Source organism: Pantoea sp. sgz302252, from assembly GCF_047713085.1.
Classification (GTDB): Bacteria; Pseudomonadota; Gammaproteobacteria; order Enterobacterales; family Enterobacteriaceae; genus Scandinavium.
The window spans coordinates 183,434-205,388 of record NZ_JBLFJW010000001.1; the positions used below are offsets into that span (position 1 = coordinate 183,434).

The 21,955-nt window shown below is 54.8% G+C and carries 21 protein-coding genes and 1 pseudogene; 6 read left to right on the forward strand and 16 right to left on the reverse strand.

Annotated features, from left to right (window positions below; translation table 11 throughout):
* The 3 genes from citX to ACLW56_RS00920 are packed head-to-tail and all read left to right on the forward strand — an operon-like array spanning position 1 to position 2,901.
* On the forward strand, positions 1-552 hold the full coding sequence (gene citX / locus ACLW56_RS00910; RefSeq protein ID WP_330981937.1) for a citrate lyase holo-[acyl-carrier protein] synthase: 552 nt from the start codon (positions 1-3) through the stop codon (positions 550-552).
* Positions 524-1,408 carry a triphosphoribosyl-dephospho-CoA synthase CitG gene (gene citG / locus ACLW56_RS00915; RefSeq protein ID WP_330981938.1) on the forward strand — a complete coding sequence of 295 codons (885 nt, stop codon included), beginning with the start codon at positions 524-526 and terminating at the stop codon, positions 1,406-1,408. The genes citX and citG overlap by 29 nt, the downstream gene beginning before the upstream one ends.
* A gap of 29 nt (positions 1,409-1,437) precedes the next feature.
* Positions 1,438-2,901 (forward strand): anion permease, encoded by a 1,464-nt coding sequence (locus tag ACLW56_RS00920; protein WP_330981939.1) that lies wholly within the window; start codon positions 1,438-1,440, stop codon positions 2,899-2,901.
* Between the two features lie 121 nt (positions 2,902-3,022).
* Here ACLW56_RS00920 and cedA read toward each other — a convergent pair whose 3' ends face one another.
* From cedA to osmE, 8 genes are all read right to left on the reverse strand, one after another.
* The gene (cedA, locus tag ACLW56_RS00925; RefSeq protein WP_330982100.1) at positions 3,023-3,268 is read right to left on the reverse strand and encodes a cell division activator CedA; all 246 of its coding nucleotides are present in this window, start codon (positions 3,266-3,268) and stop codon (positions 3,023-3,025) included.
* A gap of 193 nt (positions 3,269-3,461) precedes the next feature.
* Complete coding sequence (gene chbG, locus ACLW56_RS00930) at positions 3,462-4,220, reverse strand: chitin disaccharide deacetylase (RefSeq protein WP_330981940.1); 759 nt, start codon at positions 4,218-4,220, stop codon at positions 3,462-3,464.
* Positions 4,221-4,232: 12 nt separating this feature from the next.
* Entirely contained in the window at positions 4,233-5,579 is a 1,347-nt protein-coding gene (locus tag ACLW56_RS00935; protein ID WP_330981941.1) for a 6-phospho-beta-glucosidase, read from the reverse strand.
* A gap of 98 nt (positions 5,580-5,677) precedes the next feature.
* Positions 5,678-6,502, reverse strand: a complete 825-nt coding sequence (gene chbR / locus ACLW56_RS00940; RefSeq protein WP_330981942.1) for a transcriptional regulator ChbR — start codon at positions 6,500-6,502, stop codon at positions 5,678-5,680.
* A 30-nt stretch (positions 6,503-6,532) separates the two neighbouring features.
* Entirely contained in the window at positions 6,533-6,880 is a 348-nt protein-coding gene (gene chbA / locus ACLW56_RS00945; protein WP_330981943.1) for a PTS N,N'-diacetylchitobiose transporter subunit IIA, read from the reverse strand.
* A 54-nt stretch (positions 6,881-6,934) separates the two neighbouring features.
* Positions 6,935-8,293 carry a PTS N,N'-diacetylchitobiose transporter subunit IIC gene (gene chbC, locus ACLW56_RS00950; protein ID WP_330981944.1) on the reverse strand — a complete coding sequence of 453 codons (1,359 nt, stop codon included), beginning with the start codon at positions 8,291-8,293 and terminating at the stop codon, positions 6,935-6,937.
* Positions 8,294-8,382: 89 nt separating this feature from the next.
* Positions 8,383-8,703 (reverse strand): PTS N,N'-diacetylchitobiose transporter subunit IIB, encoded by a 321-nt coding sequence (gene chbB / locus ACLW56_RS00955; protein ID WP_330981945.1) that lies wholly within the window; start codon positions 8,701-8,703, stop codon positions 8,383-8,385.
* Between the two features lie 296 nt (positions 8,704-8,999).
* Positions 9,000-9,335: an osmotically-inducible lipoprotein OsmE gene (osmE, locus tag ACLW56_RS00960; protein WP_330981946.1), complete on the reverse strand. Its 336-nt coding sequence runs from the start codon at positions 9,333-9,335 to the stop codon at positions 9,000-9,002.
* A gap of 222 nt (positions 9,336-9,557) precedes the next feature.
* Here osmE and nadE point away from each other — a divergent pair, with 222 nt between their 5' ends.
* Entirely contained in the window at positions 9,558-10,385 is an 828-nt protein-coding gene (nadE, locus tag ACLW56_RS00965) for an ammonia-dependent NAD(+) synthetase (protein WP_330981947.1), read from the forward strand.
* A gap of 31 nt (positions 10,386-10,416) precedes the next feature.
* Here the strand turns inward: nadE and ves are convergent, their stop codons facing one another.
* From ves to ACLW56_RS01000, 7 genes are all read right to left on the reverse strand, one after another.
* Complete coding sequence (gene ves, locus ACLW56_RS00970; RefSeq protein WP_330981948.1) at positions 10,417-11,019, reverse strand: environmental stress-induced protein Ves; 603 nt, start codon at positions 11,017-11,019, stop codon at positions 10,417-10,419.
* Between the two features lie 298 nt (positions 11,020-11,317).
* Positions 11,318-11,806 carry an ATP-independent periplasmic protein-refolding chaperone Spy gene (spy, locus tag ACLW56_RS00975; protein ID WP_330981949.1) on the reverse strand — a complete coding sequence of 163 codons (489 nt, stop codon included), beginning with the start codon at positions 11,804-11,806 and terminating at the stop codon, positions 11,318-11,320.
* 341 nt (positions 11,807-12,147) lie between these two features.
* A complete protein-coding gene (astE, locus tag ACLW56_RS00980) occupies positions 12,148-13,107 on the reverse strand; it encodes a succinylglutamate desuccinylase (protein ID WP_330981950.1) in 960 nt (319 codons plus the stop codon).
* Positions 13,108-13,117: 10 nt separating this feature from the next.
* Complete coding sequence (gene astB / locus ACLW56_RS00985; RefSeq protein WP_330981951.1) at positions 13,118-14,443, reverse strand: N-succinylarginine dihydrolase; 1,326 nt, start codon at positions 14,441-14,443, stop codon at positions 13,118-13,120.
* Positions 14,440-15,918, reverse strand: a complete 1,479-nt coding sequence (astD, locus tag ACLW56_RS00990; RefSeq protein WP_330981952.1) for a succinylglutamate-semialdehyde dehydrogenase — start codon at positions 15,916-15,918, stop codon at positions 14,440-14,442. Before astD ends, astB begins: the two co-directional genes overlap by 4 nt.
* Positions 15,915-16,949, reverse strand: coding sequence for an arginine N-succinyltransferase (astA, locus tag ACLW56_RS00995; RefSeq protein ID WP_330981953.1), 1,035 nt, complete (start codon positions 16,947-16,949; stop codon positions 15,915-15,917). Before astA ends, astD begins: the two co-directional genes overlap by 4 nt.
* Positions 16,946-18,166, reverse strand: coding sequence for an aspartate aminotransferase family protein (locus tag ACLW56_RS01000; protein WP_330981954.1), 1,221 nt, complete (start codon positions 18,164-18,166; stop codon positions 16,946-16,948). Before ACLW56_RS01000 ends, astA begins: the two co-directional genes overlap by 4 nt.
* Before the next feature lie 406 nt (positions 18,167-18,572).
* Between ACLW56_RS01000 and ACLW56_RS01005 the strand changes: the two genes are divergently transcribed.
* Complete coding sequence (locus ACLW56_RS01005) at positions 18,573-19,976, forward strand: mercuric reductase (RefSeq protein WP_330981955.1); 1,404 nt, start codon at positions 18,573-18,575, stop codon at positions 19,974-19,976.
* Between the two features lie 140 nt (positions 19,977-20,116).
* Positions 20,117-20,967, forward strand: a pseudogene (locus tag ACLW56_RS01010) (aldo/keto reductase).
* An 18-nt stretch (positions 20,968-20,985) separates the two neighbouring features.
* On the opposite strand, the gene ACLW56_RS01015 reads toward ACLW56_RS01010, so the two are convergent.
* The gene (locus ACLW56_RS01015; RefSeq protein ID WP_330981956.1) at positions 20,986-21,879 is read right to left on the reverse strand and encodes a LysR family transcriptional regulator; all 894 of its coding nucleotides are present in this window, start codon (positions 21,877-21,879) and stop codon (positions 20,986-20,988) included.
* Between the last annotated feature and the right edge of the window lie 76 nt (positions 21,880-21,955).

Sequence of the window (21,955 nt, forward strand, 5' to 3'; positions counted from 1 at the left end):
ATGCCTCTGTATCTGACTTCTGCCTGCAATAGCGACGTCAGCTTAGCCGACCTTCTCGCCAGTCGGGATGCACGTCAGGCTCGTCAACAGCTGTGGCTTAAAAAGTACGCCACTCCGCTGATTTCGTTTACCACACTGGCTCCGGGGCCAGTGAAAGACAGCAGCCTGACACGAAGTATTTTCAATCATGGAGTGCGAACATTGCGGGACTGGCTTGAGGATTCAGGCTGGGAAATTAAAAACCAGCTTTGCCTTGGACTCCCGACAGGCGCGGAGGGCCTGCTGGCGGTGGATGCCCCGGCACAGGCGCTGAAAGCAGCGGCCATCGAACTGGAGCAACACGCTCCGCTGGGTCGATTGTGGGATATCGACGTCTTCACCGCCCAGGGAAAATTGCTCACGCGCAGTGCATTCTCGCTGCCCCCGCGTCGCTGCTTACTGTGTGAACAGGACGCGAGGATTTGCGCCAGAGAACGCAAGCATTCGCTCGCCGATTTACTGAACCGCATGGAGGCGCTGCTGGATGCTGTCGACTGCTCACCTCACGCCTGAGTCCACTTTCGCCGAACACGTCAGCCATCAGGGATGGCGGGCAATGATGGCCGAGGTGAATTTGTCCCCTAAACCTGGCCTTGTCGATCGCTTTAACTGCGGCGCGCACAAGGACATGACACTGGACGATTTTTACCGCAGCGCGGAGGCTATCCGCCCGTGGCTGGCCCGTTTTGTTCATTACGGCGCTGAGAGTGCAGGTCTGAATGAGCGGCAGGTTCTGCCTGGTTTACGTACGCTCGGTCAGGCCTGTGAAGCCGACATGTTTCGCGCCACCGCTGGCGTGAATACGCACAAAGGCAGCATTTTCTCTTTGGGCCTGCTCTGCGCGGCAGCAGGCCGCCTTTATCAGCGCCAGGTTCCCACTTCACCACCAGCGCTTTGCACAACGGTTGCGGCAATCTGTCGCGGGATTACCGCGCGTGAATTGCAGGCTCACAACACTCTACAAACAGCGGGCCAGCGGCTGTATCACCAGTTAGGGCTAACCGGTGCAAGAGGCGAAGCAGAAGCTGGCTTCCCGCTGGCTTTAAAGCTGGCTCTGCCTCATTTGCAGTCGCTACGTGCGCAAGGCATCGACCCGGAACTGGCTCTGCTCGACACCCTGCTGCTGCTGATGGCGCATAACGGTGACACCAACGTGGCTTCTCGTGGCGGTGCGCACGGTCTGCACTGGCTTCAACAGCAGGCCAGACTCTGCCTGTCACAGGGCGGAATTCGTCGCCCCGCCGATCTCCATCGTCTGCATGAATTCGACCATCTCTGTATTGCCCGCAACCTCAGCCCTGGCGGCAGCGCCGACCTGCTGATCGTGACGATTTTTTTAAGCGAATACTCTCTTATGTTTCAACGTTAAGTTAAAAAATCCTTACTGGAGAATCAGTTATGTCTGTTTCAAAAGATAAAATAGGGAAGTTGGTCGCGCCGCTGCTGGTGATGGCGGTGATGCTGCTGATCCCGGTTCCCGACGGCATGCCGCCACAGGCGTGGCACTACTTCGCGGTGTTCGTGGCGATGATTGTCGGGATGATCCTCGAACCCATTCCTGCGACGGCGATAAGCTTCATTGCGGTGACGATTTGCGTCATCGGCAGTGATTATCTGCTGTTCGATGCCAAAGAACTGGCGAACCCGGCCTTTGATGCGGGAAAAGAGTCGCTGAAATGGGGGCTGGCGGGCTTTTCCAGCACCACGGTATGGCTGGTTTTCGGCGCGTTCATTTTTGCCCTCGGCTACGAAGTGACCGGACTTGGCCGTCGCATTGCGCTGTTCATGGTCAAGTTTATGGGCAAACGCACGCTGACGCTGGGTTATGCCATCGTGATCATCGACATTCTGCTGGCCCCGTTTACGCCCTCTAACACCGCACGTACCGGTGGGACCGTTTTCCCTGTTATCAAAAACCTGCCGCCGCTGTTCAAATCGTTCCCTAACGACCCGTCGTCAAAACGGATCGGCGGCTACCTGATGTGGATGATGGTTATCAGTACCAGCCTGAGTTCCTCGATGTTCGTCACCGGGGCGGCACCCAACGTGCTGGGGCTGGAGTTTGTCAGCAAAATTGCTGGTATTCAGATCAGCTGGTTACAGTGGTTTCTGAGCTTCCTGCCGGTGGGGATTATTCTGCTGATCGTCGCCCCCTGGCTCTCTTACGTGTTGTACAAACCTGAAATCACTCACAGTGAGGAAGTGTCTTGCTGGGCGAACGATGCGCTAAAAGAGATGGGTGCGCTTTCCGGCAAAGAGAAAACGCTGATTGGTCTGGTCTTGTTGAGCCTTGGCTTGTGGGTGTTTGGCGGGGAATACATTGATGCCACGGCCGTCGGACTGCTGGCCGTCTCGCTGATGCTGGCACTGCATGTGGTGCCGTGGAAAGAGATAACCCGTTACAACAGCGCGTGGAACACGCTGGTCAATCTGGCGACGTTGGTGGTGATGGCGAGCGGGCTGACTCGCTCCGGGTTCATCAACTGGTTCGCCACCACCATGAGCACACATCTGGAGGGTTTCTCCGCCAATACTACGGTTATCGTGCTGGTGCTGGTGTTCTATTTTGCTCACTATCTTTTCGCCAGTCTGTCTGCGCATACAGCGACAATGCTGCCGGTTATCCTCGCTGTGGGCAAAGGGATCCCGGGTGTACCAATGGAACATCTGTGTATTTTGCTGGTGCTGTCGATCGGGATAATGGGGTGTCTGACGCCGTACGCCACAGGGCCTGGGGTCATCATCTACGGATGTGGTTACGTGAAGTCGAAGGATTACTGGCGATTAGGGGCCATTTTTGGCGTGATTTACATCTCACTATTGCTGCTGGTCGGCTGGCCTGTGCTGGCACTCTGGAGCTAAACCTGCCGATGTATTGCCCGGCGGCACTTCGTTTGCCGGGCCTACGATTGCAGACCTGATTGTAGGCCCGGTAAGGCTACGCCGCCACCGGGCAAGGGTTCGCGGACACTCAGACGCCTCTTCACTCTTCTTCCACTTCGCCTTCCTGACGCATCTGAGCTGCCCAGCGCTGCGCAGATTCCGGCACGCTAAACGCCTGTGAACGCTGAAAACGATCGCCCATCAGCACAAACGCCACATACTTCCCCCTCAGCAGCCAGACATCACGATAGCCATCGACTTTAGAGGCTTGATCGGGTGGCGCCGGTTCGACACGCGGCACGTAGCTGATAACAGGACGGGTATTTTGTTGACGTAGCGGTTTCATAAGCGGAAAAGCACCAGAAAACAGAGACAGAAAGAAGCAATGATAGCCGATCCCAGTGCCCTGCGTCGCGCCTTGTGTGCGAATCCTGTCGACCATGGTGAAATGCAGGCAAAAAAATGCCGGGTACTGACATACCCGGCCTAACCCCTAACAGGATGCCCGCGGGAAGGTCACAGGCATCAAGAAACGACGCTTACACGTCGCGATACGTCCCAAGACGGTATCCACGCTCTGCCACCGCGTACTTCAATGACGGCGAGGTCAGAACATCCAGCTCAGCCAGACGTGGATAGCAATACGCGCTGCCCATAATGGTGTTATCCACCAGCGCCGGGTGGCACATCACTTCCAGCGAGTTTTCCCCTGCGCGAGCCGAGGTGTCCAGCGTTTGCAGGAACAACGCTTCGCTGATGGCATCACCATAGAATTCGCTGGTGAAACCGGCACTGCTGCGCACACCCAAATCGTCCAGGCCATCACGCTGTTGCAGGCTGCGGTCGATACGCATCGCCACGCCCTTAGCTTTAGCAAATGCCGCCACAATCGGGAAAATCTGCGGGATCATATGCACATGGTGGTGACTGTCGAAATGCGTCGGCTCGCAGCCGAACAAATCAACAAAGCGGTGATACTGACAGTCGAGCTCGCGGGCAATTTCTTCCAGCGGCAGCGTGTCTTCTTCCGCCATTTGCCAAATCCACTTGCCGAGTTTGCCTTCACGGGTCAGCCCAGGCATCGGTGAAAGCGGCATTCCGAGCGTCAGCACAAAGTGCATACCGACCGCCAGTTCGGGTAAACAACGGCTCAGTTGAGCCGCGTGTTCGATTTCCGCGCCGTTCACCAGCGCGGTGGTGGAGGTCACCAGACCGTTTTTGCAGGCGTCGACAATCCCGTAGTTTTGCCCTTTGCTCAGGCCAAAATCATCAGCATTGACGATTAACACACGTTCCATCTGCCACTCCTGTCACTGCTTGAGGGTTTTCACCGTATCGGCAAAGTTTGGCAGCCACTCTTCGTGCGCCAGAATCAGCTCACGGGCCAGCACTTCCGCGTCTTTATCAGAGTGAATCAGCGGGCTGAGGTTCAGCGCCAGCAGCACATCGTTAAATTCACCGCTCAGCGCCGCATGGCTTGCCGCCACTTCGAAGCCTTTAATGGTATGAATCAGACCCAGCACTTTGTCGTCAAAATGGGTCAGGCGTGGATGCGGTTTCGCTCCTTCGCTGCCTAAAATACAGGTCATCTCTACCGCCCAGTCCGCCGGGATATTGTCGATGTGACCGTGATGCGGCACGTTGACGTAATGCTCGGTCTGCTTGTTGTTGTAGATAGCGTTAATCACTTCACAAGCGGCATCGGAGTAGTAAGCCCCGCCGCGCTGCTCCAGCTCTTTCGGCTTGATGTTGAGGTCGGGATCTTTGTAGAGATCGAAGAGCTGTTTTTCAACTTTCTGCACCACCTGCGCACGCGCGCCGCCTTTGTAGTACTCGCCCATTTCGATAGCCAGCATCTCTTTCTGCTTGAAGTAGTACAGCAAATAAGAGCACGGCAGCAGATTCAGGGAACGAATCAGGCCTTCGCTGAAGGGCATGTCGAAAATGTTCTTCACCGTGTTGGCGGTGAGCTTGCCGGAAGCCACGCCATCGAGCAGCTCTGCGAAACGGGATTCGCCGTTCACAATCACATCGCGAATGAACACCATGTGGTTCAGGCCGAACAGGTCGATGGAGAGATCGTCTTTTTCGGACAGGTTCAGCACGTCAGTGATGAACATTTTCATGCCGACCGGAATGTTACACACGCCGATAAAACGCTTGAAGTTGGTGTGACGATACACCGCTTCGGTCACCATCCCGGCTGGGTTAGTGAAGTTGATGACCCACGCGTCCGGGCAGATTTCCTGCACGTCTTTAATGATGTCGAAGACCACTGGAATGGTACGCAGGCCTTTAAACAGACCGCCCGCGCCGTTAGTTTCCTGGCCCAGATAGCCGTGGCTCAGCGGAATACGCTCGTCTTTTTCACGCGCCTGCAGCTGACCCACGCGCAGCTGGGTGGTCACAAAGTTGGCATCCTTCAGCGCTTCGCGGCGGTTGAGGGTTTTATGCACCGTCATCGGTACGCCCGCTTTCTGCACCATGCGTTCACACAGGGCGTGAATGATGTCGAGCTTCTCCTGCCCGCCTTCCACGTCCACCAGCCACAGCTCTGTTACCGGCAGTTCGTGATAGCGCTTGAGAAACCCTTCCAGTAATTCCGGGGTATAGCTGCTGCCGCCACCAATGGTCACGACTTTTAATTTCTGGCTCATAACTTTCTCCCTCGTGATCCGCAGCAGGAGGTGTGAAAAACCCTCCACAGGATGCGGATAGCTAAACGAATTCGGTGCGTGCGGCGAACCGCACAGCGTTAATTAATAACGGTGAGCTGTTTGCGATAATTGCTTGGCGTGAATGAGGTCAGCTTCTTGAAGGTCTTAATAAACAGACTCGGACTGCTGTAACCAGATTCATACGCAATATCGGTCACCGAGTAATTGGTAATTTCCAGTTGCTTCATGGCGAAGTTGATGCGGATATCATTAATGATCTGCATCGGCGTTTTACTGTAATAGCGCTGAGTCGCTCGGGTTAAATACTCCTGAGACTTCCCGGATAACGCCACCATATTTTCCAGCGCGCCTTCGCCGAATTTATGTTTATCGTGCATCGACTCTACGGTGGTTTTCAGCCATTGCGGAATAACATCCAGGGTCTGCTCTTCGCGGAAATGGCGAAGGCGGTTAACCACATAAAAAGAGACAACTTCAATAAACTCGTCAAATTCATTTTCGCGGAAATTGAGTGAGGCAATAACCGACTCTATATAGCTGAGAAAGGTACTTTTGACCGAATAGACCTGTGAGGCCACCAGGAAAGCCGGCATCAGCGGCTGATAATGCTCCTCAAAGAAGCGTTTGCTGATGCCCACGTTCAGGATGCGGGTCGCGCCGAACTCGTAGAAGCTCTGGTGGTGTGACCCCATCGGGATAAACACAAAATCCCCGCGCTCCAGCAGCACCCGTTTGCCATTGATCTCCTGATAATAGCGCCCGGTTAACACGAGGGTGAACTCGTAGTAGTCATGCTGGTGCAAGCCGCTGATGCTTTCCGTCTTGTTGTAGATGAACACATGAAAATCTTTACCATTAAACAGCTGTTGTTCAAGCGCGGTACTGATTTCCAGGGTCGTCATCTTAGGTTGCCTCATGGTGAATTCTGCCCGTTATTGTACCTTCTCGTGAAGCTCAATCAATTCGGCAACCAGTTCGCGAGCCAGCATTGAGGTCATAAGATGATCCTGCGCATGAACCAGCACCAGGCTGACCTTCATTTTACCTTCGCCTTCATCACTTTCGATGAGCTGCGTCTGTACACGGTGCGCTTCGCTCAGGGCCGCGCGAGACTGCTCCATGGTCGCTTTGGCGGTGGCAAAATCGCCTTGCTTCGCCTGTTTCAGCGCGGTGTACGCCAGGCTGCGCGCCTGTCCGGAGTTAATGATAAGCCCCATCACCACTTCTTCGAGGTCGTTTTCCTGAACCTCTTCGCCCACGATTTTATCCAGATCGAACATAGTCTTTCCCTCTTACGTCTTGCGGAGCGGGAGAGCCCCCCGCTCCGCGTTACCTCAGAATTTCAGTGCGTTAGCGATGTCTTCTTCGCTTTCCTGCTCTTCAATGACCGCCTGCGCCTTGTTGGAGACCGCCACGAACGGCAGGTAAACCATCACCGACACACCCAGGTTGAACAGCGCGACCAACAGTGCAGCGACGCTGCCGTTACTGTTGAAGAAGGCGCCGAGACCGGTAGGCATGGTCCACGGTGCCAGGTTGGTCACCGGTGGGATAATCCCCATCGAATAGGCAGCAAGCGTAATCGCGGCCAGAATCGGCTGAACCAGCACGAACGGGATGAACATCACCGGGTTCATGATGATTGGCAGACCAAACAGAATCGGTTCGTTAATCTGGAAGATGCCTGACGGCAGCGCCAGTTTTGCCACCTGACGGTGATCCGCACGGCGTGAGCCGATGAAGATAGCGATAATCAGACCCAGCGTTGCCCCGGAGCCACCCAGCAGGATGTAGGAATCCAGCATCGGTTTCGCCCAGAAGTGGAACTCTTTGCCCGCCGCGATGGCCGCTTCAACGGAACCGTACTGGTTGTACAGTGCGATGTTTTCCAGCGCCCACGGGGTCATGATGCCGTTGTCCAGCGCGGTCAGCGCCAGTGAACCGTGCACGCCGAAGAACCACAGCAGGGAGTTAAAGATAACGTAGGCCCAGCCCACCACGCTGCCCATCGACGCCAGCGGTTTGGAGATGGAGTCCATGATGATCTGGTGGAAGTTGCTGCCATAACCCGCCAGCAGCCAGGAGATGATGCCGAATACGGAGAGGATCAGGAAGCCCGGGATCAGCGCCGAGAAGGAGCGCGACACCGATGACGGCACGCTGTCCGGCAGGGTAATCACCCAGTTGCGACGGATAACAAAGGTGAACATTTCTGCCACCACCAGGCCGATTATCATGCCCGAGATGATATTTGCCCCGCCCAGCCAGTTTGCCCCCACTGCATAGGCTTCACCCACGCTGTATGGCGTAACGGTCATGAAGGCCGCGACGGCCAACAGGCCCGCTGCCAGGGGGTCAACTTTACGTTCTTCAGCCAGCGCCATGCCGATAAAAAAAGGCGCCATCAGCGACATAATGCCCAACGTACCGTTGTACACGTTGCCGCCGATGGCTTTAAACCCATTCAGGGTCTCAATGGTGGAAGCGTCTAACCGGATGCCCATAGAATAGAAAAACGAACCTTCACCAAAACTCAAAAAGACGTTGTTGATCAAGACGAACATAGCCCCTGCGAGGGTCAGCGGCATTAATTTAATAAAGCCGTTTTTAATCGCATTAATATGAGGCTGCTTTCCTATTTTGACAGCAAAAGGAAGGAGTACCTTTTCAAGAGAACTGATAACTTTACTCATAGAAAATACCCTTAAAGGCCGCAACAAACACTGCGGCGTTAATGTGTGTGAAATCACTCTTTGACGGGAAAAAATAAATAAATCAAAAGTTATTGCGCTGAAGCTTTCTTAATTGCAGCGACAGCGGCTTTAAGCACACCTAAACCATCGACTTTGCCATACAGAATTGAATCAATCACTTCTACCGGTTTATTTGGCAGCAGACGCTGAATTTCCGGGAGCATATAAGCGATTTGTGGGCCCAATAATACAACATCAGCCGCGACACCTTTTTCACTGGCGAGGGTTTCAGGAAACGCTTCAATCACCACAGGCACTTCGTACTTCTCAGCTTGTGCGCGCATTTTGGACACCAACAGAGAGGTGGACATGCCCGCAGAACAGAACAGATAGATGTGTTTCTTTTCCATAATCGCTTCCTCAATTTGCCTTTTAAACCCGCCTCCCGCAGCGTCATCCTCTGTACATCGGGGCCGGGTAATGATGGTAACGAATTGTTACTTTGGGTTTATGGGATGAGTATACGGCATCAGAAAGCAGCAAGATAATTCCTGGCACAGCTAAATTGTCTCTCATTGACCTCCGGTTATGACTACCCTCACATTTTGGCCAAAATAATTCGCGCAAATAAATAAGCATGATCCCTCATAAAAAAACCCGACCAGGGGTCGGGCTTTCGCAGAACTCAACAGAATGACTGATTCTGTTACTTCGCTTGCGGGTCGGTGTCGTACTCTGCGCAGGTCTGATAACCGGAATTGATCACGCGGCCAGTGTCATCCAGCGCAACGAAATAGGTTTCAGCTTTACCATCCCGTTGACCCAGGATGTAAGTCTGACAAGTACCACGAGCGTGAATCATGGTAATTTCAGATGAAGGTTTACCGGCAATCTGGGCGACCTGTTGACGGGTCATGCCCTTTTTCACATCTTTCACGACCGGCTGAGTGAACTGATCGGTGGTTCGGTCGTAGGCGGTACACCCCGCCAGCATGGTCAGTACGGCTGCTGCACCTAAAAATCCTGCTACGTTCTTGTTCATATTCCGTCCTCTTTTTTATCAGTGTGTTATAAGCCTGGAATAAAGTGCGATCTTTTTCAACCTGAGGACAAAGATGGCATAACTTTCAGATAAATCTACTTAAACAACGATATCCTGCTAAATCGCCGCCTTTTAAGGCAGTCAAAACGGTGATCCTTGTCGTTTTGCGGGCAAAGAGGTAGCTTTAACGGATACACGACAACCTTTTTCGGGGAGGGGTAAATGGCTCTGCAGCAAGAGATTATCGCGGCACTGGGCGCGAAACCGCAGATTAACAGCGAAGAAGAAATTCGCCGCAGCGTGGATTTTCTAAAGTCTTATCTGAAAACCTATCCATTTATTAAGTCACTGGTGCTCGGCATCAGCGGCGGTCAGGACTCCACCCTGACCGGCAAACTGTGCCAGACCGCCATTAATGAATGGCGTAGAGAAAGCGGTGATGAAAGCCTGCAGTTTATCGCCGTGCGCCTGCCCTATGGCGTACAGGCGGATGAACAGGATTGCCAGGATGCGATTGACTTTATCCAGCCGGACCGCGTGCTGACGGTCAATATTAAAGGTGCAGTGCTGGCGAGCGAGCAGGCGCTGCGTGAAGCGGGTATCGAACTGAGCGATTTTGTTCGCGGTAACGAGAAAGCACGTGAACGCATGAAAGCCCAGTACAGCATCGCGGGCATGACCAAAGGCGTTGTCGTGGGCACCGACCATGCCGCAGAAGCCATTACCGGGTTCTTCACCAAATACGGCGACGGCGGCACCGACATCAACCCTATTTTCCGCCTCAATAAGCGCCAGGGGAAACAGCTTCTGGCCACATTAGGCTGCCCGGAGCATCTGTATAAAAAAGCCCCCACCGCCGACCTGGAAGATGACCGCCCTTCTCTGCCAGACGAAGCCGCGCTGGGCGTCACCTATGACAACATCGACGATTACCTCGAAGGAAAACACGTCGATGAAGGCACCGCCAAAATCATTGAAGGCTGGTATCTGAAGACCGAACACAAGCGGCGTCCGCCGATCACCGTGTTCGACGATTTCTGGAAGCGCTGATTTTCTGACCCTTTGCCGGATGGCGCTCTGCTTATCCGGCGAGGCTGAGATTATCGATCTGCTGGCTGACCGGTAACGGAAAACCTGGCTGCCAGCTAATTTCGCTGTAAAGAATTTGCCCTTCATCTTTGAGCAAACGCAAGGTGTGACGCCCTTCCTGCCAGCACGCACCCTGATCGGCCGTCAGCAGTTTATCGCCGAGCTGCCAGGCTCCGCTCAGCACGAACACCATCCCGCCGCGAGTGCCAAACGTCGTGAAGGTGCGATCGGCCACACGTACTCTGGCCTGACAACGATCGCGCCGGGTCATAATGTTCAAATCCATCGACATCTGCCCTTCTGAAAGCTGCGCACGCACGATTTGCTCACCGGCAAAACGAAAAGGCTGGAAACGTTTTAAGGTGTGACGAAACGCCGTGCCACCATCCAGCGTCACTTCGCCACCTTCCAGCAGCGTAATCACTCTGTCTACCCCAGGGAATGCGGAAAACTCTCCGTTACCGGCAATGGACGCGATACTGGCGCGCCAGTTGAAATCGCGTGTCGCAGGCGGAAAGCAGCACAGCTCCCGCGTTTCACCTGCGCCATTCTTCCATAAACTGACCGGCATCTTGCGGATATCAAAGTATTCCATCATCACTCCTGAAGGACTTTCTGGGCGGCTTTAACGTGCCGCCTCGTTGATTATCAGTTATTCACCACAGACGGATTATCGGCAGGGATTGACGATAGCCTTAGCCTCTTTGCTTTCGAACGCAGCAAAAAGCGGCTAACAGGCTGATATCCGGTAGAAAAGAGTCAGGGGTGATAGCAGGAGAATACCCGGAAACGGGCAACTGGCAAGAGGGGAAAAAAGAAAAACCGCCGGTCCTGCCCACAGCGATTAACAACGTGTGGGCAAGACCGGCGGTCTTTAAGACTGTGCGACTGAATTATTCAGCAGCGGGAGCCATTTTACCGTCCATCGTGTGACGTTCTGTCAGACGCTTCTCAAAATTGGCATTAAATTGTTTTTTCTGATCCGGGGTCAGAATGTTGTAAATCTTGTTCTGGGTTTCCATGCGAGAGAGCGCCATCGCTTTGTGCTGCGCTTCCATTTTGTTCACCATCTCTTCGGCTTTCGCTTTGTCGAAGGTGTCGCTGGCAATCAGGCTGTGCATCGCACGGCGGTCATCCTGAGAAGGACGCTGCATTTTGCCGCGCTGTTCTTTCATGATGTCGCGAATCTGGGTTTTCTGTGCGTCGGTCAGGTTCAGGCCTTTGAACATCATGTCGTGATGCATGCCCGGCTTACCTTTATGATGCATCATCGGTGCGTTGTCGGTGGTGGTTGCCGTCGTGGTGTCTGCAGCATGTGCGAGGTTAGCAGCGCCCAGCGCCAGAGTAGAGGCAATAATCAGAGAAGTCAGCTTTTTCATCATACGTTCCTTACTTTCAGTTATTTTTTACGGCGCATTGCCGTGTTGACGGGATTAACTTTACGGGGTTGAACGTCAATGAGTCAGAGTAAACGTAAAACACTGAAAGGATAAAAGCGGCGTTTTAACCAATTATGGAGAAAATAAGGATAAAGTGTGAAGTGTTGCGAAGAGATATTAGTAACAGGCTGTTCTGGAAGGAATTATGAAGAAGTCTACACCACGCCTGATTAATTTAAAAGCATTAGCCAGGAATACTCTGTAAAATTTACTGTCAACACTTTCTGTTCAGCATAAAAAAGAAAAATGGCAGTCAAAAAACTCACTGCCATCCCCTTCGTTATTTACGCTTCACGCACCAGCATTAATCCCGCCCGTAGCCCCGGCGCGACATTGGGATTAGGGAAAAGCACATATTCCGTATCATGCCCGACCACCCAGCGAGTCTCTCCTTCTTCCGCCAGCAACGTGCCTCGCGCAAACGGCGTGAAGTTCAGGGTTTGCGCGGACATGTGCAACTGGAAACTGTCGTCATGCCGGGTTATTTGCTGAGCCACCCGGTACTTCATCGGTAACGGCGCAGAAGCTATCTCGCCTTGCAACAGGCTGGTCAGCGCACGTTGCGTAGCCGCAAACTGACTCAAATCGTTCTCACCAAACGGCAGCGCCTTGCCCAGTTCCAGTGTGCAAGCCAGCGCGTTGAAACGTTCCGTGCTGAAATGGGTAAAAGTGCCGCCAGGGCTTTTATGAAACACCAGAGCTTCCAGCCCGGCGGCGCCCAGCCAGTGCAAGAAGTCTTCATCCCACGGCGCTTCTCGCTGAGGTAACACACCAAATCGTACGTGATGGGAGCCGCGAATGGCGGTATGCATATCCAGATGCCAGCGCAGGGAATCCAGCGGCTGCCAGAACTGCCCTAACGCAGTTTCAAGCCTGGCCGCCCTCGCCGTCTCCAGCGACGGCACAAACTCATGCCAGCGGCCGCCAAACATCCGGTTCATGTCGCTGTGCAAATAGCGTTTGTTCTCCACCAGCGCAGGCGGGTTACCCAGAACCAGTAGCATTCGCCAACGCAAGGTAATCTGCCCGGCAAACAGCGCCTTGAGCAGCAAATCCATTATCTCCACCGGCGCGGTTTCGTTGCCATGGATCCCCGCAGACAGCACCAGCGCCTGCGAGCATTCATCGAACGGTGTCAGCTCCAGAATGCCGATATCGTGCCACTGCCAGTGGAATTGCGCTGTCTCGCCGCGAATTTGCTGCGGCTTTTCGCCGGTCAGCGTCAGCGCCAGAAACGACTGCATGGTGCCTCCTTTACTGCTGGAATGGATAAACCGAGCCCAGACCAAGAATTTGCGTGAGCGTGTCCAGCGCTTCCCGGCCTTCGCGCAGCAGTTGCGGATCAGCGAGATCGGCTTGAATCAGGCGGTCACGGTAGTATTTATCCACCCAGGTATTCAGCGTGTCGAACAGCGAGTCATTCATCAGCACAGCCGGATTCACTGCCTTCAGCTCCTGCTCGTTCAGCACCACTCGCAGCCGCAGGCAGGCCGGGCCGCCGCCATTCGCCATGCTTTCGCGCAGGTCGAAGACTTTCAGCTCGTTGATGGGGTTATCCTGCGCCAGCACGTCGTTCAGGAACGACCAAACGCCCGGGTGTTCCTGCGACTCTTTCGGCAACACCAGCATCATGCTGCCATCCGGCTTGCTCAGTAGCTGGCTGTTAAACAGATACGTCGCGACGGCATCGTCCACGGAAACCCGTGCGGTCGGCACTTCCACAGGCGTGAAGCCTGGAACGCGCTCACGTAGCTGAGCATACAGCTGCGGCTGATTCAGGAAAGCCTGCTGGTGACAGAACAGCACCTGACGGTTGCTGACCGCAATCACATCGTTATGAAACACGCCCTGATCGATAACCGCCGGGTTTTGCTGGGCGAAGATCAGTTGCTGAGGGTTCACCTGATTCAACCGCGCTACCGCCTGGCTGGCTTCAAGAGTCTGACGGGCAGGATAGCGCTGCGGTTGATGATGACCGCCCTCTTCGCGCCCATAGACAAACAACTGCACGCCAGGCTGACCGTACTCACCGCCAAGACGGTTATGATTGGCTGCGCCTTCATCGCCAAACATCGCCACCTGCGGCAAAGCGCCATGCACGGCGAAGTTTTGCTCATTGGCGAAAATCGCGCGCAGCACCGCTTCGGTGGTTGGCGCTTCGCTGGCACGGTGGAATTTGTTGTTCAGGTTCGCCACCGTCAAATGCACTTTGCCGTCCAGCGCATCGGCTGACGGGCAAACTGTCGCCGCATTCGCCACCCACATCGACGAGGCTGAGCTCACGGCGGAAAGCAGTTGCGGTGCCTGTGTGGCGGCTTTCTCGACCACTTGCTCATCGCTGCCGCTAAAGCCAATCTGGCGTAAAAGCGGCACATTCGGGCGCTCCTGCGGCGGCAGAACGGCTTGCTGATAGCCTAAATCAGCAAGCCGCTTCATTTTCAGCAAGCCCTGTTTTGCCGCCAGCTGCGGGTTGGAGACGCGGAAGCGGTGTTTTGTCGATGCTTCATTGCCGAACGACAGCCCGGCGTAATGGTGCGTTAAGCCCGGCAGACCATCAAAATTCACTTCCCAGGCTTTCATGATGACACCTCAGAGGAAAAATCCAGCCCAGGATTGAGCGTACCCGGCAGCGTCAACTCAGAAGATTCAAGGCTCGCCATCGGCCATGCACAGTAATCCGCGGCATACCATGCGCCTGGTTTGTGGTTGCCGGATGCGCCCACGCCGCCAAACGGTGCGGTACTGGCTGCGCCTGTCAGCGGTTTGTTCCAGTTGACGATCCCGGCGCGCGCTTCCAGCAACAGCTGGTCGAATTTTTCACGCTCAGCAGAAATCAGCCCACAGGACAGGCCGTAGCGAGTGTGATTCGCCATCGCGATGGCCTCGTCAAAGCTTTCATAGCGCCACACGCAAAGCAGCGGACCGAACACTTCTTCATCCGCCACGTTTGTCGCCTTGCTCATGTCCAGAATACCCGGCGTGACTAATGAGGTCCCTGCTTCCAGCAAACGCGGCTCCAGCAAAGTGACCGCGCCATTCGCCACATGCTGTTCCCACGCGCTGCGCACATTTTTCGCCGCCTGTTCTGAGACCAGCCCGCCGATAAACGGCTGAGGTTCTGCATTCCAGCTGCCTGGAATAATACGGCGACTGACTTCCACCAGACGGTTAAGGAAGGCATCGCCCACTTCGCCACGTTTCACCAGCAGACGCCGCGCACAGGTACAACGCTGCCCGGCGGTAATAAATGCCGACTGAATGGTCAGATGCACCGCCGCATCGATATCCTGTGGCTCATCGACGATCAGCGGGTTGTTGCCGCCCATTTCCAGCGCCAGAATTTTTTGTGGCTGTCCGGCCAGCTGACGATGCAGCGTAAAGCCCGTATTCGAGCTGCCGGTAAACAGCAAACCGTCGAGATCGCTTTGTCCGCTGAGCGCTTCACCCACAGCGCGACCGCCCTGCACCAGGTTCAACACGCCCGCTGGCAACCCGGCTTGCTCCCACAGTTTCACTACGGCTTCACCGCTCATCGGCGTTAATTCGCTCGGCTTGAACACCACGGTGTTTCCCGCCAGCAGCGCAGGCACGATATGGCCGTTAGGCAAATGCCCCGGGAAATTATAAGGGCCAAACACCGCCAACACGCCATGAGGACGGTGACGCAGCGTTGCTGCACCATCTGGCACCGCGGTTTCCTGCTTACCGGTGCGGCTGTGATAAGCCTTCACGGAAATGGCTATTTTGTTGATCATCGCGCCAATTTCTGTCGCCGCTTCCCAGCGCGGTTTACCAGTTTCTCGGGCAATGATTTCTGTCAGCGTTTCTTTATTGGCTTCCAGCAGACCGGCAAATTTTTCGGCAATCGCCTGACGAACGCTGAAAGGCTGTTTTGCCCAGCCAGCAAAGGCGCTGCGTGCCGCTCGCACGGCTTGCGCGACTTGTTCCGCGTCGGCGTCGTTACCGCGCCACACCGCTTCGTGGGTGACAGGATTGTTTTTGCTGCGGGCTTCAGCACGCCCGGTGACCCAGTCGCCATTGATCCATAGACTCATGCTTTTTTCTCCTCCGGGCAAAGACGCACCAGCCGGACGCGGTCGCCCGTGTGGCACTTCAGGGCATCTAATTGTTTGGCGCTTAACAGCAGTTTTTCAGTGTGCGGATCGGCCTGAACCAGCATCGCGCGGTAGTTTCCGTATTGTTCATTCGCCACCAGGCAGGTCGGCAACTCACCCGGCGCAGGCTGGCCTTCGCCCACTTCCACCAGGCGGCTTTTACGGATGGCCCGCACGCGGTCGACATCGCACTCAAGCGTTGGCCCGCCGTCGAAGATGTCGACATAGTTGCGGTAGCGGAAGCCCTCTTTTTCCAGCACAGCACGGGCTGGCGCGGTTTGAGGATGGACTTCACCAATCACCGCACGCGCTTCTGGCGTCAGGAAATCGGTGTAGATAGGATGCTTCGGCATCAGTTCAGCGATAAACGCTTTTTGCCCAATGCCGCACAGGTAATCGGCGCGGGCAAACGGCATGGAGAAGAAGCGCTGGCCCAGGCTTTCCCAGAACGGAGAATAGCCATGGTCGTCGATAACGCCGCGCATTTCTGCCACCACTTTGTCGTTAAAACGATCGCGGAAGGCCGCCATAAACAGGAAGCGAGATTTCGACAGCAGATAACCGTTGCCTTCTTTACGCCACGCCGGGTCGAGAAACAGCGTGCAGAGTTCGCTGCTGCCGGTGTGATCGTTACTCAGAAACAGCGTCGGCAGTGCGTTATAAACATTCAGCTCTTTCGACGCATGCACCAGTGTACCGACGCGGTAGTTGTACCAGGGATCGTGCAACCCCACCGCCACTTCGATGGCGCAAATCCCCGCCACGCTGCCGGTTGAGGTATCTTCCAGAACAAAAACATAGCCCTGATCGCCTTTTTCCAGGCTGCCGTTCCAGGTGTTAATCGAGCGTTCAATCCGTGCCGAGAGCGTGGCCTCGTCCGCTGGCAGCGACGTCAGGCCGCCGCCGGTTTTCCCTGCCAGAGCCATCAGGCCGGACAAATCCTCACGTCCGACCGGGCGGATGACCATCATGATGTCACCCCGGCGACAAAGCTTTCGCAAGTTGTGGCGAAGCGGTCGAGGCCCGCATTCACTTCTTCTTCACTGATGATCAGCGCTGGCGCGAAACGCACCACGTTGGCCCCGGCGATCAACACCATCAGGCCGTGTTCGGCGGCAAGCTGGCTAATTTGTTTCGCTTTCCCGGCGTATTCCGCCTTCAGCACACAGCCGATCAACAGCCCCATGCCGCGAATGTCGTCGAACAGGCCGACTTTATTATTGATGGCGGTCAGTCGCTCGGTGAACCACTGGTGGCGTTGTTTCACCCCGTTCAGTACGTCGTGAGTGTTGATCGTCGCCAGCACTTCGTTTGCCACCGCGCACGCCAGCGGGTTACCGCCATACGTTGTGCCGTGGGTGCCAACAGTCATCACGCTGGCAAATTCATTGCGCGTTAACAGTGCACCAATCGGGAAACCGCCGCCCAGCGCTTTGGCGGTAGACAACACATCAGGCGTGACACTGTAACGCATATAGGCATACAGCTCGCCCGTACGGCCTACACCCGTCTGCACTTCATCGAAGATCAGCAGCGCGTTGTGTTGGTCGCACAACGCACGCAGTTCTTGCAGGAAAGCAGGCGTTGCAGGCACCACACCGCCTTCACCCTGAATCGGCTCGACGATCACCGCGCAGGTGTCGTCGTTAATCAGCGCCCGCGCAGAGTCGATGTCGTTGTAAATCGCATGCTGGATTTGCGGCGGCAGCGGCGCAAAATCCTGAGAATAAGAAGGCTGCCCGCCCGCACTCACGGTAAACAGCGTGCGGCCGTGAAACGCATTTTTGAACGCCACAATGCCGCTCTTCTGCGGGCCAAATTTGTCATGAGCGTATTTACGCGCCAGCTTCAACGCCGCTTCGTTGGCTTCGGCCCCGGAGTTACAGAAAAACACTTTCTCGGCGAAGGTGGCATCAATCAGTTGTTTTGCCAGCTTTAGCACCGGTTCGTTGGTGTAGCCATTCCCGGTGTGCCAGAACTTGCCTGCCTGTTCAGTCAACGCGCGAACCATCACCGGGTGCGCATGCCCTAGCGCGTTGACGGCAATACCACCTGCAAAATCAATATACTCTTTGCCCTGCTGGTCCCACAGGCGCGAACCTTCCCCACGTACCGGAATAAAAGGCGCCGGGGCGTAAACCGGCATCATCCAATCGTCAAAATTTCCACGCGATACTGACTGATTCATAGCAACCTCTTCCGGTAAACATAAAGTTATTGTGATGTTAATAAAAATGAGTGTTTGTGCTGTAAATGTATATTGCAGACATCGTGCCAGCCAGCGACAAAACTGCATAAACGGAAGAGGACAACAAAATATCAATGACTTATAACCTAACGCTATTCATATCAAATGCATAAAAAGTGAATAAATACGAGATAAAGTGCCATTAGCAGCATTAATAATCGCAACGTTATGCATTAGTAAAACTTAATTCACGATCTGTGATCGCCTGCGAGATTTATCGTCAACCAGCGCACTAAAACGGAGCACAATGCGCCAAAAAAGCGCATTTTTCTGTCGGTTTGTCAGGGTGATCGCCCTGCACTACGCTCAATCAGTGTGCAATACAGCCTGACAATCGAGGAACCTTATGCGTCATTATGATTCTGTGCTGATAGGCGCGGGCCAGGCCGCTCCGTCGCTGGCGGTGGAACTGGCTTCGCGTGGGCAGCGCGTCGCCATTATTGAAGCCAATTTCTATGGCGGCACCTGCGTAAATTTTGGCTGTACGCCGACCAAAACCCTGCGTAAATCTGCCCGCATTGCTCATCTGGCGCGCCATGCCGCAGAATTTGGCGTGAAAACAGGGAACGTTAACGTGGATTTTTCAGCCGCGATTAAGCGAATGCGCGAACGCGTCGAGAGTTCACGAACAGGTTTGACGCAGTGGCTGGAAGGCACGAAAAATCTGGACATGTTCCACGGCTGGGGCAGCTTTAAGGGTCGCGATGGCGAGCGTTTTTTGCTGGAAGTGAACGGTGAAACACTGAGTGCGGCACAGGTTTATCTTAATACCGGCACCCGCGCGTTTGCCCCAACGCTACCGGGCATCGACAGCGTGCCCTGGCTGGACAATGCCAGCCTGCTGGCGCTGGAAACCTGTCCTTCGCATCTGCTGATTGTCGGTGCCAGCTATATCGGGCTGGAACTTGGGCAAATTTATCGCCGCCTGGGCGCTGAAGTGACCATTATTCATCGTGCTGGACGAGTGGCCGAGCGGGAAGATAACGATGTGAGCGAAGCCATCGCCGACGTGTTATCTGCGGAAGGCATCACCTTTCATTTTAATGCCTCGGTCACTGGCCTCTCTTCTGAGAATGGCGGTATAAAAGCCACGCTCAGTGATGGCACTGCGCTTACCGGCAGCCACATTCTGTTTGCTACTGGCCGCGTACCAAATTCTGACAGACTGAATCTTGCCGCAGTGGGTGTCGAAACGGATTCGAGAGGATTTATCCGCACGGACGCACACTTCAATACCAACGTACCGGGGATAAAAGCGCTCGGCGACATCAACGGACGCGGCGCTTTTACCCACACCAGCTATCACGACTACCAGATTGTGTCGGCAGAAATCGAAGGCCAAACGCCCGTGGGCCAGTGGCAGGACGCTGATCAGCGTGTGATTTCGTATGCCATGTTTACCGACCCACCGCTCGGCCGCACCGGCATTACGCTTGAGCAGGCCAAAAAACGGGTTGCTGACGGCAGGCAAATTTTGGTGGCTAACTTCCGCATGGCGGATGTCAGCCGAGCGAAAGAAGAAAGTGAAACGGCCGGGATTATCCGCCTGATTGTTGATGCCGAAACTGAACGTTTTCTCGGTGCCACGTTTCTGGGTATCGGCGGCGATGAAATTATTGCGGTTATCACCAATTACATGGCGACGGGCGCAAGCTATCGGTTAATGCTTCAGGCGCTGCCCGTCCACCCCACCGTGGCCGAATTTTTACCGACAATCCTGTCTCGCTTAACCCCGCTTTCTGCGGAGTAGGCAAAGCCTTGCAGGCTGTGGCGCTGTCTACAGCCTGACTCATTCATGAACCATTCTGATTAACCTTAGCGAATTACCCCCTCTAATCGTATTAATCGCTCTGCGTTAAGCTCTCTGCATTCCCAACGAAGGATTACGCTATGCAAACAGTTACCCTGAATAACGGTATTCACATGCCCCTGCTGGGCTTTGGTGTGTTTCAAATGACGGACGCCGCCGAATGCGAGCGCGCGGTGATTGAAGCCATCGAAACCGGTTACCGCCTGATTGATACGGCGGCGTCTTATCAGAATGAAACCCAGGTCGGCAACGCGCTGAAACAAAGCGGGCTGGCACGCGATGAGCTTTTCGTCACCACCAAGCTGTGGCTTCAGGACACGAATTATGAAGGCGCGAAAGCGCAGTTCGAGCGCTCGCTCAATCGTCTGCAACTGGATTACGTCGACCTTTATTTGATTCACCAGCCTTACGGTGATGTCCACGGCGCATGGCGTGCAATGGAAGAACTCCAGCAGGCCGGGAAAATCCGCGCGATTGGCGTGAGTAATTTTCACCCCGACCGTCTGGCCGATTTGATGGCTTTCAACACCCTTACGCCAGCGGTTAATCAGATAGAAGTGAACCCTTTCAATCAGCAATTGCAGGCCGTGCCGTGGATGCAAAGCCGGGCATTCAGCCAGAAGCCTGGGCACCGTTTGCCGAAGGGAAAAACGGCCTGTTCGAGCATCCCGTGTTAACAGCCATCGGTAAGAAATACGGCAAAAGCGTGGGCCAGGTTGTTCTGCGCTGGGTATTCCAGCGCGGCATTGTGTCGCTGGCAAAAACCGTCCGCAAAGCGCGAATGGAAGAGAACATCAACATCCTCGATTTCGAGCTTACGCCAGACGAAATGCTGCACATTACCGCCCTTGATACCGCCACCAGCGCATTCTTCGATCACCGTGATCCGGCCAAAGTGGAATGGCTGACTGACCGCAAGCTTGACGTGTGATCCGCCGCGGCAAGACCGTTACTCCGTATGACGTAAGGCCTCAATCAGCAGCGCAAATGCCGCCGGATGCTGTTTGCGGCTCGGGTAATAAAGATAGTAACCGGGGAACGTCGGGCACCACTCGTCCAGCACTTGCATCAGTTCCCCGCTTTTTAGGTATTCCGTGACGGTATCTTCCGGCACGCTCGCCAGGCCAAAACCTGATAACACCGCATCGATTCTTTCCGACAGTAAATTCAGCGTTAACTGCCCTTCCACCCGCACGCGCAGCGGTTTGCCGTCACGTTCAAATTCCCAGTGATAAAGCCCGCCCGCCGTCGGTAAACGCATATTGATGCAGCGATGATACTGAAGATCATGTGGCGTAACAGGCGCAGGATTATCAGCAAAATAGCCCGGCGAGCCGACCACCACCATCCGCATGTCCGGCCCGATTTTTACCGCGATCATATCTTTGTCGACACTCTCGCCAAGGCGCACGCCTGCATCGAAACGCCCTTCGACGATATCGACAAAGCCGTTATCAGCAATCAGCTCCACGTTAATCTGCGGGTACTGTTTCAGAAAAGGTTTTAGCTTCGGCCAAACGAGACTGCGAGCGGAATGCTCCCCGGCAGATAAACGAATGTTCCCGGAAGCGGTGCCGTTCATCTGCAACAGCGCTTCAAGCTCCTGCTCCAGATCGGCAATGCGCGGTTCCAGACAAGCCATGATCCGCTCCCCGGCTTCTGTCGGTGCCACACTTCGCGTCGTGCGAGTCAGCAAGCGCAGGTTCAGGCGCTCCTCAAGTGCCTTAACAGCATGGCTAAGCGCAGACTGAGACACGCCCAATTTGCTGGCCGCCTTGGTGAAACTCCGCTCTCTGGCCACCACCAAAAAAATCTGCAGTTCGTTGAAGTTCTCTTTAAGCACCGTGCATCCTTTATCAGGCTGGTTAGCTGGCCTTCGCCGCGACATTGGGGGACAGTATAAGCATAAAGGTTGCTGG